Annotated in this window: 13 protein-coding genes and 1 tRNA gene; 4 read left to right on the forward strand and 10 right to left on the reverse strand. The window is 69.3% G+C overall.

The genetic code is table 11. The annotated features are described in order from the left end of the window. Positions 1 to 137: 137 nt before the first annotated feature. On the forward strand, positions 138 to 5,054 hold the full coding sequence (locus JW792_RS11325) for an NAD-glutamate dehydrogenase (RefSeq protein ID WP_135995736.1): 4,917 nt from the start codon (positions 138 to 140) through the stop codon (positions 5,052 to 5,054). A 72-nt stretch (positions 5,055 to 5,126) separates the two neighbouring features. Here the strand turns inward: JW792_RS11325 and JW792_RS11330 are convergent, their stop codons facing one another. The 6 genes from JW792_RS11330 to JW792_RS11355 form a co-directional block, all read right to left on the reverse strand. Continuing rightward, the gene (locus JW792_RS11330) at positions 5,127 to 5,612 is read right to left on the reverse strand and encodes a DoxX family protein (protein ID WP_135995735.1); all 486 of its coding nucleotides are present in this window, start codon (positions 5,610 to 5,612) and stop codon (positions 5,127 to 5,129) included. Further along, positions 5,609 to 6,319 (reverse strand): HvfC/BufC N-terminal domain-containing protein, encoded by a 711-nt coding sequence (locus tag JW792_RS11335; protein ID WP_158291590.1) that lies wholly within the window; start codon positions 6,317 to 6,319, stop codon positions 5,609 to 5,611. Before JW792_RS11335 ends, JW792_RS11330 begins: the two co-directional genes overlap by 4 nt. Then, positions 6,303 to 7,169, reverse strand: coding sequence for an MNIO family bufferin maturase (bufB, locus tag JW792_RS11340; protein ID WP_135995733.1), 867 nt, complete (start codon positions 7,167 to 7,169; stop codon positions 6,303 to 6,305). The genes JW792_RS11335 and bufB overlap by 17 nt, the downstream gene beginning before the upstream one ends. Before the next feature lie 33 nt (positions 7,170 to 7,202). Continuing rightward, the gene (locus JW792_RS17235; RefSeq protein WP_420871275.1) at positions 7,203 to 7,427 is read right to left on the reverse strand and encodes a BufA1 family periplasmic bufferin-type metallophore; all 225 of its coding nucleotides are present in this window, start codon (positions 7,425 to 7,427) and stop codon (positions 7,203 to 7,205) included. Positions 7,428 to 7,804: 377 nt separating this feature from the next. Beyond that, complete coding sequence (locus JW792_RS11350) at positions 7,805 to 8,581, reverse strand: DUF3108 domain-containing protein (RefSeq protein ID WP_206340785.1); 777 nt, start codon at positions 8,579 to 8,581, stop codon at positions 7,805 to 7,807. Positions 8,582 to 8,630: 49 nt separating this feature from the next. Continuing rightward, positions 8,631 to 8,707 (reverse strand) — tRNA-Arg (locus JW792_RS11355). A 152-nt stretch (positions 8,708 to 8,859) separates the two neighbouring features. Between JW792_RS11355 and JW792_RS11360 the strand changes: the two genes are divergently transcribed. Next, complete coding sequence (locus JW792_RS11360; RefSeq protein ID WP_135995731.1) at positions 8,860 to 10,815, forward strand: potassium/proton antiporter; 1,956 nt, start codon at positions 8,860 to 8,862, stop codon at positions 10,813 to 10,815. Here the strand turns inward: JW792_RS11360 and JW792_RS11365 are convergent. The 4 genes from JW792_RS11365 to JW792_RS11380 form a co-directional block, all read right to left on the reverse strand. Beyond that, positions 10,812 to 11,318, reverse strand: a complete 507-nt coding sequence (locus tag JW792_RS11365; RefSeq protein ID WP_135995730.1) for a hypothetical protein — start codon at positions 11,316 to 11,318, stop codon at positions 10,812 to 10,814. The genes JW792_RS11360 and JW792_RS11365 overlap by 4 nt on opposite strands. After that, a complete protein-coding gene (locus JW792_RS11370; RefSeq protein ID WP_135995729.1) occupies positions 11,315 to 11,554 on the reverse strand; it encodes a helix-turn-helix transcriptional regulator in 240 nt (79 codons plus the stop codon). The genes JW792_RS11365 and JW792_RS11370 overlap by 4 nt, the downstream gene beginning before the upstream one ends. A 201-nt stretch (positions 11,555 to 11,755) precedes the next feature. Beyond that, positions 11,756 to 12,112, reverse strand: a complete 357-nt coding sequence (locus JW792_RS11375; RefSeq protein ID WP_135995728.1) for a hypothetical protein — start codon at positions 12,110 to 12,112, stop codon at positions 11,756 to 11,758. Positions 12,113 to 12,154: 42 nt separating this feature from the next. Further along, on the reverse strand, positions 12,155 to 13,120 hold the full coding sequence (locus tag JW792_RS11380) for an ABC transporter ATP-binding protein (protein WP_135995727.1): 966 nt from the start codon (positions 13,118 to 13,120) through the stop codon (positions 12,155 to 12,157). Positions 13,121 to 13,413: 293 nt separating this feature from the next. Here JW792_RS11380 and JW792_RS17240 point away from each other — a divergent pair, with 293 nt between their 5' ends. Together JW792_RS17240 and JW792_RS11390 are read left to right on the forward strand one after the other, a co-directional pair. After that, the gene (locus JW792_RS17240; protein WP_420871276.1) at positions 13,414 to 13,545 is read left to right on the forward strand and encodes a zinc-finger domain-containing protein; all 132 of its coding nucleotides are present in this window, start codon (positions 13,414 to 13,416) and stop codon (positions 13,543 to 13,545) included. A gap of 77 nt (positions 13,546 to 13,622) precedes the next feature. Further along, positions 13,623 to 15,098, forward strand: a complete 1,476-nt coding sequence (locus tag JW792_RS11390) for an SLC13 family permease (RefSeq protein WP_135995725.1) — start codon at positions 13,623 to 13,625, stop codon at positions 15,096 to 15,098. The last annotated feature ends 100 nt before the right edge of the window (positions 15,099 to 15,198 follow it).

Genomic DNA, 15,198 nt, shown 5'->3' on the forward strand with positions numbered 1-15,198 from the left:
CCACAGCTGCACGGGCCCGGTCCAGCGTCTGACGCGCCGCTTGAAAGCATCGCCGAGAGCGCTAGGCTGCGCGCCAAATCCGTAACCTTGGCCGGGCTTTCATGCGCCGGTATCCATATCCATAGGGAAATTTCTCCATGAATGCCGTCGTCAGCGTCGCGCACGCCTATGAGCGGGAGGCCTTTCTCGGCGAGGCGAAGAAGCGCTGGAAGGCCGCCTTCGGCGAGCCGGGACCGGAGGCGGAGAGCTTCCTCACCCAGATCTGGGGCGATGCGCTGGCCGAGGACCTCGAGGGCATCGACCTGCACGAATGCCTGTCGATCGCCGAGGGCTTCTGGTCGTTCGCGAGCGAGCGTCCGTCCGACAAGATCCTGGTGCGCGTCCATCCGGCCATGGACGCCTCGGGCACCTCGCTCGGGCGCGACGTGCTCGAGGTGATCAGCCGCGACCGGCCCTTCCTCGTGGACTCGGTGATGGGCGAGATCTCCGCCCAAGGCCTCGACGTGCGGGCCATGTTCCACCCGGTCGTGCAGGTCCGGCGCGACGAGGACGGCAGACGCGTCACCTCCGGCGGGCGCGTGATCGCGGAATCCATGATCCAGGTCCATCTCGAGCCGCTCGACGATATCGGGCGCAGCGCCCTGGAAGAGGGCGTGCGCGAGACGCTTTCCGACGTGCGCGCCGCCGTCGAGGACTGGGCCGACATGCGCGCCCAGATGGACGAGGCCATCGAGCACCTGAAGTCGGCCAACACCAAGGCCCCGAAGGAAGAGGTCGAGGAGGCGCTCGATTTCCTCGCCTGGCTTCGCGACAACCATTTCGCCTTCCTGGGCTGCCGCGCCTTCGAGTTCGACGTCGACGAGGAGGGGCGGCTGCGTTCGCGCGAGCCCATCGTGCTCACCGAGACCGGGCGCGGCGTGCTGCGCGATCCCGACGTGCACGTGCTCAGAAAGTCCGCCGAGCCCTCCCAGATCAGCGAGGCGGTGGAGAGCTTCCTGCGGGCGCCCTCCCCGGTGATCGTCGCCAAGGCCAACCTGAAGAGCCGCGTCCACCGGCGCGTCTACATGGATTATGTCGGGGTCAAGCGCTACCGCGAGGACGGGATCGTCGTCGGCGAGACGCGCTTCGTCGGCCTGTTCACCGCCGAGGCCTACGATCAGATGGCGCGCGAGGTGCCCCTCATCCGGCGCAAGGTTCGCCGCGTGCTGGAGAAGGCCGCCAAGGCGCCCGGCAGCCACTCGGCGAAGAAGCTGCAGAACATCGTCGAGAACTATCCGCGCGACGAGCTCTTCCAGACCTCCGAGGAGGACCTGCTGCAGATCTCGCTCGGCATCCTGCATCTCTACGACCGGCCGCGTACCAAGCTCTTCCTGCGCCGCGACCAGTTCGACCGCTTCGTGTCCTGCCTGCTCTACGTGCCGCGCGACCGCTACAACTCGAAGGTCCGCGAGCAGGCCGGCGACCTCCTGCGCCAGGCCTTCGACGGACGGCTGTCGGCCTTCTATCCCAATTTCGGCGACGGGCCGCTCGCGCGCGTGCACTTCATCATCGGGCTGAACCCGTTCCAGCATCCCGAGCCCGATCCGACCGAACTCGAGCGCGACATCGCCGCGCTCACGCGCACCTGGGAGGACGAGCTGGAAGCGGCCGCCTGGGATCACGCCCACGAGCCGATCCGCCTCGCGGTCAAGCGCTATCTCGACGGCTATTCCGCGGGCTATCGCGAGCGCTATTCGCCCGGCGAGGCGCTGTCCGACATCGAGCGCATGGAGCACCTCTCCCCGGAGGCGCACACCGGCGCGCGCGCCTACCGCGCGAACGGCGACAGCCACAGCCAGGTGCGCGTCAAGCTCTACAAGCTCGGCGAACCGCTCTCGCTGTCCTCGGTCCTGCCGGTGCTGGAGAATCTCGGCGTCCATGTCGAGGCCGAAGCCGGCCACGCGGTGCGCCGCAAGTCGCCGGAAGGCCTTCCCGAGACGGTCTGGGTGCATGAGTTCGAGATGCGCTCCGAGTTCGGGCCGGTAGAGGACGTCGCCGGCGTGGCGGGCCTGCTCGAGGATGCGCTGCTCGCCGTGCTCGACGGGCGCGCCGAGGATGACGGCTTCAACCGCCTCATCCTGTCGATCGGCATCACCTGGCGGGAGGCCGCCTTCCTGCGCACCGTGGCGCGCTACCGCCAGCAGACCGGGCTCGACCCCTCCCAGGGCCTGCAGGAAGAGGCGCTGACCGTCCACAACACGATCGCGCGCCAGCTTCTGGACTATGCCGAGACCCGGTTCGATCCCGAACTCGATCTCGACCTGAAGGCCCGCGAGGAGAAGGCCAAGGAGATCGCCAAGTCGGTGCGCAAGGCGCTGGAGGACGTCTCCAGCCTCGACCACGACAAGGCGCTGCGGCGCATGCTGAAGCTGCTCGAAGCGACGCTGCGCACGAATTTCTACCAGCGCGGCGCGGACGGCGCTCCCAAGCCCTGGATCTCGCTGAAGATCGCGAGCCAGAACATCCGCGAGCTGCCCGATCCCAAGCCCTACCGCGAGATCTTCGTGTGGAGCCCGCGGGTGGAAGGGGTGCATATCCGCTTCGGTCCCGTGGCGCGCGGCGGGCTTCGCTGGTCGGACCGGCGCGAGGACTTCCGCACCGAGGTGCTGGGCCTGGTCAAGGCGCAGCAGGTCAAGAACGCGGTCATCGTGCCGGTCGGCTCCAAGGGCGGCTTCTATCCCAAGCAGCTGCCGCGCACCGGCGACCGCGAGGCCTGGTTCGCGGAAGGAAAGGAGGCCTACAAGACCTTCCTGCGCGGGCTTCTCGACATCACCGACAACATCGTCGACGACCAGGTCCGGCGCCCGCAGGACGTCGTGTGCTGGGACGACGAGGACCCCTATCTCGTCGTCGCCGCCGACAAGGGCACGGCCACCTTCTCCGACACCGCCAACTCCTTGGCCGTGAACGAGTACGATTTCTGGCTCGGCGACGCCTTCGCCTCGGGCGGTTCGGCCGGCTACGACCACAAGAAGATGGGCATCACCGCGAAGGGCGCCTGGGTCTCCGTCCAGCGCCATTTCCGCGAGATGGGCAAGGACATCCAGACCGAGGACTTCACCGTGCTCGGCATCGGCGACATGTCCGGCGACGTGTTCGGCAACGGCATGCTGCTGTCGCGCCACATCAAGCTGGTCGCCGCCTTCGACCATCGCGACATCTTCATCGATCCCGATCCGGCCGATCCCGAGCGCACCTGGATCGAGCGCGAGCGCCTGTTCCAGCTGCCCCGTTCGAGCTGGCAGGACTACGATACCAGCCTGATCTCCAAGGGCGGCGGCGTGTTCTCGCGCGCGGCCAAGTCGATCACGCTGACCGACGAGATCAAGAAGCTGACCGGGCTGAAGGAGAAGTCCGTCTCCCCGACCGAGCTGATCTCCGCGCTGCTGAAGATGAAGGTGGAGCTGATCTGGTTCGGCGGCATCGGCACCTACATCAAGGCCAGCCACGAGCAGAACTGGGAGGTCGGCGACAAGGCGAACGACGCGCTGCGCGTCGATGCCCAGGACGTGAAGGCGGCCGTGTTCGGCGAGGGCGCCAATCTCGGCGTCACCCAGGCCGGGCGCATCGAGTTCTCCCGCAAGGGCGGGCGCTGCAATGCCGACTTCGTCGACAACTCGGCCGGCGTGGACAGCTCCGACCACGAGGTCAACATCAAGATCCTGCTGAACCCGATGGTGCGCGAGGGCTCGATGAGCCTGGAGGACCGCAACACGCTGCTCGAACGCATGACCGACGATGTCGCGCGCCACGTGCTGCAGCACAATTACGACCAGACGCTCGCCCTCACCATCGCGCAGTCCCATGCCGAGGACGACCTCGATGCGCACGAGCGCATGATGGAGCGCCTGGAGAAGGCCGGACGCCTCGACCGGCGGGTGGAAGGCCTGCCGCTGCCGGAACAGATCCGCCAGCTCAAGGAGCAGGCGACCGGCCTCACCCGGCCGGAGATCGCCATCCTGCTGTCCTACGCCAAGCTTTCCCTGTTCGACCGGCTGGTGGCCTCCAGCGTGCCCGACGACAGCCATTTCCGGCACACGCTCGTGGAATACTTCCCGCGCCAGCTGAAGGACTTCTCCGAGGCGATGCAGGGCCACCGGCTGAAGCGGGAGATCATCGCCACGCGCCTGTCCAACGACATGGTCAATCTCGGCGGGCCGACCTTCGTCTACCGGGCGATGGAATCCACGGGCGCGGAGGTCGACGCCATCGCGCGCGCCTTCGAGGCGGGCCGGCACATCTTCCGCTTCAAGGACTATATCGACCGCATCAACGCGCTGGACAACAAGGCCCCGGCGGGCGTGCAGCTCTCGCTGCACGACGAGGTCATCCGGCTGATGCGCCGCCAGACCTACTGGCTCGCCCGGCGCGGGCGCGGCCAGGAATCGGTGGGGATCGACGAGGTGATCGCCGCCTACCAGCCCGGCGTCGACCAGCTGAAGACCTGGGTCGCCGACATCATCTCCGACCACGAGAAGCAGGGCGTGAAGACGCGCTATCAGAGCTATGTCGCCGCCGGCGCGCCGGAGGATCTCGCCATGGACGTGGCGCGCCTGCGCCCGCTGACCTCCTCCTCCGACGTGGTCGACCTCGCCATCGCCGAGGACTGGCCGCTGGAGGCGGTGGCGCGGCTCTATCATGCCGTCGGCGCGCGCTTCAGCTTCGACAAGCTCAGGGGCGTGGGCAGCCAGCTTTCCTCCACCCTGCACTGGGACCGTCTCGCCATGCGGCGCCTGATCGAGGACCTCTATGCCAGCCACCAGGCCATCGTGGAGGCGATGATCGCCCACGCGCGCAAGGCCGGCGGCCAGCTCGAGGCCGGCGTGGAGAGCCCCGACAAGGCCTGGGCGCAAGGCGTGGTGGATGCCTGGCAGACCGAGAACGAGCACGAGGTCGACCGCGCCGATGCGGCGATCGAGGAAATCTCCGCCTCCGGTCCGTGGACCCTGTCCAAGGTCGCGATCGCCTCCACCCAGCTCAGGGAACTCGCCGCGCTGAGCCAGGCGGGGCAGTAGGCCGGCAGACCGGTGATCGGGACGGCCCCGGCCGGATTTTCCGGCCGGGGATTCGCCCCATGCCGCAAGGGCCTAGGCGGGCTTCGGCTCCAGCCCGGTCAGGCGGTCGATCGAGATCGCACCCGGGCCGAAGGCGAGGATCGTCAGGAGCGTGACCGCCCACCAGGCATGCACGCTCCACCACTCGCCGGGGAAGACGAAGATCTGGATGACGGCCGTCATCGCCAGAAGCCCCAGCGCGCCGAGGCGGGCCAGCAAGCCGAAGGCGACGAGCAAGGGCAGGGTCAGCTCGCCGAGACCCGCCATGACCGCGAGCACGTCCGTGACGCCTTTCGGCAGGCCGGGGAAGAACTCGTGCTTGAACAGGTAGAAGGTCGATTGCTGGAAGTCGAAGGTCGGGATCCGGATCCCGAGCAGCCTGAACGTCTCCACCTTGCCGAGCCCGGAATTCCAGAACACCCGCGCCGCGACGAGGCGCACGGCAAGAAGGGCGAGCGGCTGAAGCCAGGCAGCCGCTCCGGCAAGGCTGGCATAGGTGTCACGAAGGCGAGCGATCATCGAACAGTCTCCGGTCCTGTGCGGCCCTGCGCGATGAGGGCGCCGCGTGTGATGAAGGGGAAGAGAATTGCGGTTCCGGCCGGCGCGCCGCAGGGCGGGCGAGCCAAGGCCTCGAATTCAGCCGGGGTCAGGATTTCGCTCTCCATGCCCTCCGCTCCACGCCAGACGAGCGCGTGCTGGGCGTTCGGTTCGAGCTGGTCGCTCGGCGGGGCGAGCTTCTGCCGGCTCGCCTGCCAGAGATCGTGCACCGGCCAGGAGAGCGTGAGCAGGCGCGCGCGCGGCGACAGGACGAGCGGTTCGTCCGGCGCGGGCGCAGGGTCGTAGAGCCCGGCATCGCTCGCGAAATGGGCCTCGCTCCAGGCCCGGTCGAGCCGGGCGACGTCCGCGACATAGGCGAGCCTGGCGAGCGGCGGGAAGCCGGCGAGGAAATCGGCAAAGCGCGCGCCGTAGAGCGCGAGCACCGGGTTTTCGGGAGGATGGGTGTTGGCGAACTCGATCGCCACCGCGCGGAAGAACCTGCGCCCGACGAGGGTGAGCACGGCGGGGAAGGCGCGCGAGAGCGTGTCGGCGAGCGCGACGGCCCGATTGTTGGCGTAGACCGCATAGCGGTCGCGATCCTCGCTGCGGTCGAGATAGGCTGCCGCCGCTTCGAGATCGCCTTGAAGCGCGCGGCGCAGCGCGCCGGGAAATTCAGCCGACCGGCTCATCGAGCCTCTCCCGTCTCGCCTGCGCGGCGATGATCGCGGCATGGGCCCGCTCGCGTTCCGCGGCGAGCTCCTCGAAGGGCGGCAGGTTCGCGTCGCGCTCGATCAGCACGGGAACCGGCCCGAAGCGCTCGAGCGCGGCGTCCAGCAGCTCCCAGACCGGGTCGGCGACCGGCCGGTTGTGAGAGTCGATCAGAAGATCCTCGCGCGCGCTATCCGGCGCGGCTCCGGCAAGGTGAATCTCCCCGACGATATCCCTCGGCAGGGCCTCGATATAGCCTCGCGCATCGCGGCCGATATTGAACTCGCCAACGGCGAGGTTGTTGAGATCGAGCAGCAGGCCGCACCCCGTCGTCCGGCACAGCTCGGAAAGAAAATCGGTTTCGGGTATCTCGGCCCGCAGCGGCACGTAGTGGGCCGGGTTCTCGATGAGGACGGTGCGCCCGATCGCGTCCTGGAAGCGCTCGACATTCTCGCGCACCCGGGCGAGCGAGGTCCCGTCGAGCACGACGGGCAGGAGATCGGCGAAGTACTGCCCGTCGGCGACCGACCAGGCGAGATGTTCGGAGACGAGGGCCGCCGGAACGCGGTCGACGAGGCGCCGCCAGCGCGCGAGATGATCCTCGTCCACCCGGCCCGGTCCGGCGAGGGACAGCCCCACCCCGTGCAGGCTGACGGGGGTCTGCTCGGCGATGACGCGCAGCCAGGCCAGGCGCGGCCCGCCCTCGACCATGTAGTTCTCCGCATGCACCTCCACCCAGAGGCCGTCCATGTCCGGTCCCCGCTCGTGGACGTCGCGGAAATGCTCCGGCTTCAGCGCGATGCCGGCCGTGGCGAACATGGGGACGGACATGGGTTGCGGCCTCCGGGGGCGGCGCGAGCGGCCTCAGGCCGGCAGGTTGCGGTCGAGCGCCTCGGTCGAGGCCGGGCCTTCCGGGGTCTGGATGTATTCGCAGGTGCCGGCGGGCACGAGCGACCAGGCATTGCCCTGGAAGTCGACCGTGGAGGTGCCTTCGCAGCTCGTGCCGGGGCCGGCGGCGCAGTCGTTCTCGCCGGCGAGCGCGACGCCGTAGCACTTCTCCAGCTCGCCCTCGACGTCCTCGCCGGCCATCCAGGTGGCGAACCTCTGCTGGACGCTCTGCGGCGCGCCGTCGTTCAGGCTGAGCTGCGGGTTGGGCGCGGCCATCGCGGCGGGGGCGAAGAAGGCGGCGGTCATCGCGGCGGCGCCGGCGACGGGAAGGATATTGCGGACAGTCATGGGATTGGCTCCTGTTGGAAAGCGGGTGCGGGCCTCATGCCCGCGGGACCGACCTTGCCAACAGGAAACGCTCGAACACCAGACACGTTCGCTCACCGGGCGGTCACGGCCGGCCACAGTGTCGTGATCGCGTGAAGCCGGCCATCAGAAGGACAAGGTTCAGCGCCGGCAGGGGCCGGTTCCGCCCGGTGCGCAGGGCGACGCACCGGCGCTGCACGCGCACGCGGACCTCACTGGCGCGGGGCGATGTCGAGCGATCTCAGCTCGATATGGACGCCGAAGCCGGCCCGCGTCTGCACCCGCACCGGGAGGTGATGACCGCCTTCCATGGGCGCCAGCCACAAGGTGAGCGGATGGCGAAGATCGCCGGGATCGGGACGCTGCTCGTCGGTATATCCGGAAATCGGCTCGTAGAACGCGTCGCACACGATCGCCTCGCCCTGCCAGGCGCGGGTCCGGATCTGCTCGCGCCCGCGCGGGCGCAGATCGAGATCGTAGCGCAACCGGCCGTCGAACACCGGCAGGCGGCCGGAACATTCCTGCCTGCCGGTCATGGACTGCGACAGCAACAGGACCGCGGTCATGGGGTCGATCGCGCCGGCCCGGTCGGTCTCGCTCGCCGGCGGCTCGCCCCAGTTGGAGAAGTCCGGGCTGGCCACCGAACGCGCCACCCCGCCCTCGAAGCTCATGTCGATGCGCCTGTGCTTGCGGCCGGTATACTCGTCGTGCGCATAGCGTGCGGGCTTCGCGCGCCCCCCGGCGATCTCGCCCTCGACCTCGGATTCGATGCGCACATCGGTGAACAGCGCGGCCAGGCCTGCGGCCTCGGACACCGAGCGCGCGGCATAGGCGTCCGCGCCGAGTTCGGCTGTGAGGTCCACCCTGCCCACCGGGATCGCCCATACCGTGGCCGCGTATCTCGCCTCGATCTCGAGGGTTCCGTGCGCCGGCACGGCCGGTGCGAGCGCGAGAAGCGAGGGGAGGACGGCGAGCAATGCGGGATGCATCATTGCCTCGGGCCAGCAGGACAGGGCAGCGCTTCACAAGCGAGAAACGTGGCGCACCCGAGAGGATTCGAACCTCTGACCTCTGCCTTCGGAGGGCAGCGCTCTATCCAGCTGAGCTACGGGTGCAGTGCCGTACCGGTCCTCTTACAGGCGCGCGCGCCGGTGTTCAATCACCGCATTCGGTCCGGCGGCAGCAAAGCGGCGCACGCCCCCCGGCGGCGCCCGGCTGAGCGGACGGGCTGGAGCGGCGGGACGCAGCCGGCCATAGTGCGGCCGCCATGGACAATGCCGAACTGATATTGCTGGCCGCCGCCGGGCTGGTGCTGCTCGCCGTCGCCGGTGCGGCGGCGACGAGCCGCGCCGGGGCGCCGCTTCTGCTGGTGTTCCTCTCCATCGGCATGCTCGCCGGGGTGGAGGGACCGGGCGGGGTGGATTTCCACGCCCACGACCAGGCCTGGCTGTTCGGCTCGCTGGCGCTCGCGCTCATCCTGTTCGACGGCGGGCTCGGCACGCGGCTGAGGAGCCTGAAGCTCGTCTTACGTCCCGCCCTGTCGCTGGCGACGATCGGGGTAGTGCTGACGGCAGGGATCACGGCTGGCGCGGCGCGCGTGCTGTTCGATCTGGGATGGGTGGAGGCCCTGCTGATGGGCGCGATCGTGTCCTCCACCGACGCGGCCGCCGTGCTCGCCCTCATCGCCGGGCGCGAGATGCACGCCCGGCCGCGCGTGGCGACCACGCTGGAGGCCGAATCCGGCTTCAACGACCCGGTCGCGGTGATCCTCGTAACGGCTTGCGTGGAAGTGCTCGCGCGCGAAGGCGAGCCGAACCTCGCCCTGCTCGGCGTATCGGTCGTCTGGGCGCTTGCCGCGGGCGGGCTGATCGGCTGGTTCGGCGGGCAGGCGATCGCGCTCGCCGAACGCCGGGTGCACCTGCCCGAGAGCCTCTACCCGATCTTCTCGGTCACGGCCGGGGTCTTCCTGTTCGCGCTCGCCCAGAGTCTCGAGGCGTCGGGCTTCCTCGCCGCCTATCTCGCCGGGGTCTCGCTCGGCGCGGTCAGCGAGGGGGCGGCCAAGCGCGCCACGGAGCGCTTTTCCGACGGGCTCGCCTGGCTCGCCCAGATCGGGCTGTTCCTCATGCTGGGCCTGCTGGTGGTGCCCTCCCACGCCGTCTCGGTCGCCCTGCCCGCGCTGATCCTCGCCCTGGTCCTGATCTTCATCGCGCGCCCGGTCGCGGTCCTGATCTGCCTGATACCGGAGTCCTTCCGGGCCAACGAGAAGGGCTTCATCGCCTGGATGGGCCTGAGGGGCGCGGTGCCGATCTTTCTCGGCTCGGTGCCGGTGATCGCGGGGGTGGGGAACGCCAATCTCTACTTCTCCGCCGCCTTCGCCGTGGTGCTCGCCTCGCTCGTCATCCAGGGCTGGACGGCGGGGCCGGTCACGCGCCTGTTCCGGATCGCCCCGCCGCGCGCGCCGCGTCCGCGCCTGCAGGCGCTGCGCGGGTTCGGCATCGCGGCGGGCGGCCTCGCCGCGGCGGCGGCGGCGATGTATATCGGCGCCGGCCTGCTCGAGCGGGAGGAAACCATAGTGGAGCCCGCCAGCCTCGCCGAGCTGCGCCAGGCGCTCGCGCGCGCCGAGGACGGGACTGGGCTGCGGCTCGCCACCCTGCCCGCGGACTGGGCGGAGCTCGACGCGGCGAGCCGCCGCGACCTCTTCGCGCCGCTCGTCATCGCCCTGATGGAGGCGGAGAACGCCCGCATCCTGGAGGACCGCGCCGTCATCCGCCGCATGATCCAGTGGGAGGCCGAGGGGCGCAGCTTCTCCCTGCCCGAGCAGGCCCGCCGAGACACGCTGGCGCGCGCCTATGGCGGGCGCTACGGCGATCTCGAAGGCCTGCTGGTGCGCGCCGACGTGATCCCGCCGCGCCTCGCCGCCGCGCAGGCCGCCCTCGCGACCGGCTGGGGATCGAGCGAGGCGGTGCTGGAGCGCAACGCCCTGTTCGGGCGCGGCGGCGGGCCGGACGGCTTTGCCACCCTGTCGGCCTCGGTGTCGGGCTATGGCGAGCTTCTCAACACCCATCCCGACTTCGAGGCCTTCCGCGCCGAGCGCGCGGCGCTCAGGGCCGCCGGGGAGGCGATCGCCGCCGAGGCGCTGGTCGAGGAGATCGCCCCCTATGCACGCGGTGAGGACTATGTCGGACAGGTGCGCGCCGTGCTGGCGGGCCTGCCGCAGGGCTAGTCCTCGTCCTCGCCGATCGGCGCGGGGGCGGCCCAGCTGAGCCAGGCGGTCGGCAGGACGAAGGCGTAGAGCATCACCCCCCAGAAGATCGTGTTCCAGTGCTCGTATGCGTGCGGCGTCCAGAGCTCGATCCGGCGGCCGGGGTGAGTGTCCGTGGCGATCGCGAGATAGATCACGCCGAGCAGGGCGAGCACGGTGAAGGCCTGATAGGCGAAGGCGTAGGCGCGCCGCCTGAGATCGAGTTCGCGCTCGTCGAGCAGGCGCGTTTCCTCGCCCGCAATGCGCTGGAAGTAGGACGGGGCGATGAGGGCGAAACACAGAAGCGACAGCGCGATGAGCGCGTAGCCGCCCAGGCTGCTCGCCGCTTCGGACAGGCCCGAGGCCGGACCGGCGATCATCAGGACGCCCCCGGCCGGATAGGCCGCGAGCGCGAGCGTCGTGGTCAGGCGAAGCAGGCCGGACGAGCGCAACCCGCCCGTCCTGGAACGCACATAGAAACTCATGACCGGTCTCCCGATGCGAACAGGGACGGGAACGGGGTGAGCGAGAAGATCGCCTCGACCGGCACGTCGAAATACCCGGCGATCTTCAGCGCCAGCTCGAGGGACGGGTTGTAGTCCCCGCGCTCGAGATAGCCGATCGTCTGGTAGTTCACGCCCAGCGCCTGCGCGAGATCCTTCCGCGACAGGCCCCGCTCGGCGCGTAGCACGGGCAGCCGGTTGTACAGGGTCTCGCTCATGCCCATCCGTCCGCTGCCGGCAATCGCCGCGATGGCGACTGCCGGATCACGCCGCCGCACCCGCGCGGTGGCTGGCTTTGACATGCGACGAAACGATGTTCATGTCAATCTATTTGTTGTGATATCACAACATTTGGAGCGGGAAGTGTAACGAGCGCTCCTCCCTGCCTCCGGGCAGGGCGTTGGCGCGGCACGCAAATTTCAGATCAGCTGGCCCGGATCGTCGATATCGCCGTCGACCTCCTCGCCGCGCGCGATGCCGGTGTCGATGTCTTCCTCTTCCTCGCGCCTGCGCCGGCGCTGCCCGCCCGCGCCGACGAGGATGCCGGGGGCGTAGCCCTCGCCGGCGTCGGCGTCGGGATAGGCGGGGCCGAAATCGGAACCCATGAGATGGCGGTAGATCAGCAGCGTGCCCACGATCGCGATCGCCAGCAGCACGCCATACACCACCCAGCCCGTCGTCGAGGCGGGGTTGAGCTGCAGGATCAGGAACAGCGCCACCGCGAAGGCGAGGCCGGACAGGGCGAGCGCGCCCAGGCGTCGGAAGAAGCGTCTCATGGACACGAGCCTGCGCGCTTCAGGGGGCGAAAACAAGGCGGCTCAGGCCGCGCCCTTCGCCGTGCCGTAGGTCAGCGACAGGAAGACGTCTTCGAGATCGGGTTCCTCGGTCCGAAGATCGTTGATCCGGTTACCGGTGGCGCGGAAGCGTTCGATCAGCTCGGCGACGGAGACCTCGCCGAACTTGTAGGTTATGGCGAGCGCGCCGCCGCGGATCGACACCTGCGTGCCGGCAATATCGCGAAATTGCTCCGGGATCTCGGTGAGCGGCTCGACCGCCTCGATGACGAGGGTCTTGCGGTCGAGGCGTTTGAGGAGCTGCTCCTTCGGCTCGCAGGCCACCACCTCGCCCTCGTTGACGATGGCGATCTCGTCGCACAGCTCCTGGGCTTCCTCCAGATAGTGCGTGGTCAGCACGATGGTCGTGCCGGCCTGGTTGAGCTCGACGACATACTCCCAGAGCTGGCGCCTGAGCTCGATATCGACCCCGGCGGTCGGCTCGTCGAGCACCAGGACGGGCGGGTTGTGGACCAGCGCCTTGGCGACCAGCAGGCGCCGCTTCATGCCGCCCGACAGCATGCGCACATAGGCGTCGCGCTTGTCGGAGAGGCCCACCGCCTCGAGGATCTCCTCGGTGCGGCGCTCGGACTTCGGAACCCCGTAGAAGCCGGCCATCAGCTCCAGCGTCTCGTAGGGGGTGAAGAACACGTCCATGTTGATTTCCTGCGGCACGATGCCGATCGCGGCGCGCGCCTGGCGCGGCTGGCGGTCGATGTCGATGCCCCAGATCTTTCCCGTGCCGCCCGACTTGTTCACCAGGCCGGCGAAGATGTTGATGAAGGTCGACTTGCCCGCCCCGTTGGGACCCAGGAGGCCGAAGATCGACCCGCGCGGGATCTTCAGGTCGACGCCCTTCAGGGCATGCTTGGGCGGGCTCGACTTCGTCCCGGCATAGGTTTTCTGAAGGCCGTAGGCCTCGAGGGCATAGTCGGGCGCGGTGTCGATCATGAAGCAGGGGCCTGTGAAGCGGGACCAGGAGGCGGGCGGACGGCGCGGACGCGTTGACGGCGCGGCGCGCGCGACCTAATCACGGGGGCGAACTTAGGCGGCGTTCCGCGCCGCGTCCATGGCCCGGCGCCGGACCGTTCGACGGTCCGCCGCCAGACTTCCGCAAGATCAGGGACACCGGCCCTTCCATGCCCAAGCAGCCTTCCGATCCGATCGTTCAGCAGCGCGCGCAGGCCGCCGGCGAGACCGGCTTTCCGCCGCCGGAAGTGATCTACGTCAAGGACCACCGCGTGATGTGCGACGGCGGCGGCGGCGCGCTCGGCCATCCGCGGGTCTATTACGAGCTCGGCGACGAGGGCTTCGTGGAATGCGGCTATTGCGACCGCCGCTTCGTGCTCGAGGGCGGGCCCGCCGACGAGCGGTGAGCCCCGCCCGAGTTTTCTTGCCTGAGCGCTCGAACCCCTCTTAACTCCCGCCCGGCAGACCGGACGGGAGGGTGCGCATGGCCGGGTGGACGTCGAAGCGGATCGGGTTCTTCGCAGGGCTTGCCCTGGCGCTCGTCGTCCAGCTGATCCCGGTGCCCGATGGGCTTTCGCGCGAGGCCTGGCTCCTGGCCTCCATCGCCCTGCTGATGGCGGCCTGGTGGGCGACCGAGGCGATCCCGATCGCGGCGACCGCGCTGATCCCGCTCGCGCTCTTTCCCTTTCTCGGCATCGCCAGCGCGAGCCAGGCGGCGAGCCCGTTCGCGAGCCCGATCGTCATGCTGCTGCTCGGCGGCTTCATCGTGGCGCTGGCGATCGAGCGCTGGAACCTGCACGCGCGCATCGCGCTCAACGTGGTGGCCGCCTTCGGCTCGCGGCCCAGCGCCATGATCCTCGGATTCATGGTCGCCGCCGCGCTGCTGTCGATGTGGATCTCCAACACGGCGACGACGCTGATGATGATCCCCATCGCCCTCAAGGTTGCCGAGGCCGTGCAGAAGGAGGGCGTGAACGCGAAGATGTTCGCCCCGGCCCTGGCGCTCGGCATCGCCTATTCGGCTTCGATCGGGGGGATGGCGACGCCCGTGGGCACGCCGACCAACCTCATCGGCATCGGCTTTCTGGAGAACAGCTTCGGGCGCACCATAGGCTTCATCGACTGGATGGCGGTCGGCGTTCCCGCCGCCGCGCTCGTCATCCCCGCGGCCTGGCTCCTGCTGACGAAATCCGCCTTCAAGGTGGAGAGCCGCATCGCGAGCGAGGCCGGCCACGAGGCGGTGGTCGCCGAGCTGAAGGCGCTCGGGCCCATGAGCCGGCCGGAAGTGCGCGTCGCGCTCGTCTTCTCGGCCGTCGCCGTGCTGTGGATGGGCCAGCAATATGTCTGGAACCCGCTGCTCGCCGCGCTGTCCGAGGCGCTCGCCCTGCCGATCACGCTCGGCGTCTCCAACATGCAGATCGCTATGGCCGGGGCCCTGGCGATGTTCCTCGTGCCGTCGGGCACGGCCAAGCGCGGCGAGGCGCTGATGGACTGGGAGGGTACCGCGCGCCTGCCCTGGGGCGTGGTGATCCTGTTCGGCGGGGGCCTGAGCCTTGCCGCGGCGATCGAAACCAGCGGGCTCGCCGAATGGCTCGGCGCCCATCTTGCCATCGTCGCCGGCCTGCCCCTGCCGCTCGTGGTGCTGATCCTCGCCGTGATCGTGGTCTTCCTGACCGAGTTGACGAGCAATGTGGCCACCGTCTCCGCCTTCCTGCCGGTGCTTGCCGCACTGGCAACGGAGGCCGGGGTACCGGCCGAGCTGCTCATCGTGCCGGTGGCCCTGGCGGCCAGCTGCGCCTTCATGCTGCCCGTCGCGACCGCGCCGAACGCCATCGTCTATGCCAGCGGCGAGGTGAGCATGAACCAGATGATCAAGGCGGGCTTTCGCATCAACCTCGTCGCCGCGCCGCTCATCGCGGTGGTCGCAAGCGTGGTGGGGCCTTGGGTTTACGGGGGCTAGCCCGTCAGCTCGACGAGGCGGTCTTCGCCGTCCAATCCCGCCCGCCCACCTTGCTGGACCCGGTCGCGATGCGGGACTGGGGCGGTCGATCCTGGCGGGC

The organism is Marinicauda algicola (assembly GCF_017161425.1).
GTDB classification, from domain to species: Bacteria; Pseudomonadota; Alphaproteobacteria; order Caulobacterales; family Maricaulaceae; genus Marinicauda; species Marinicauda algicola.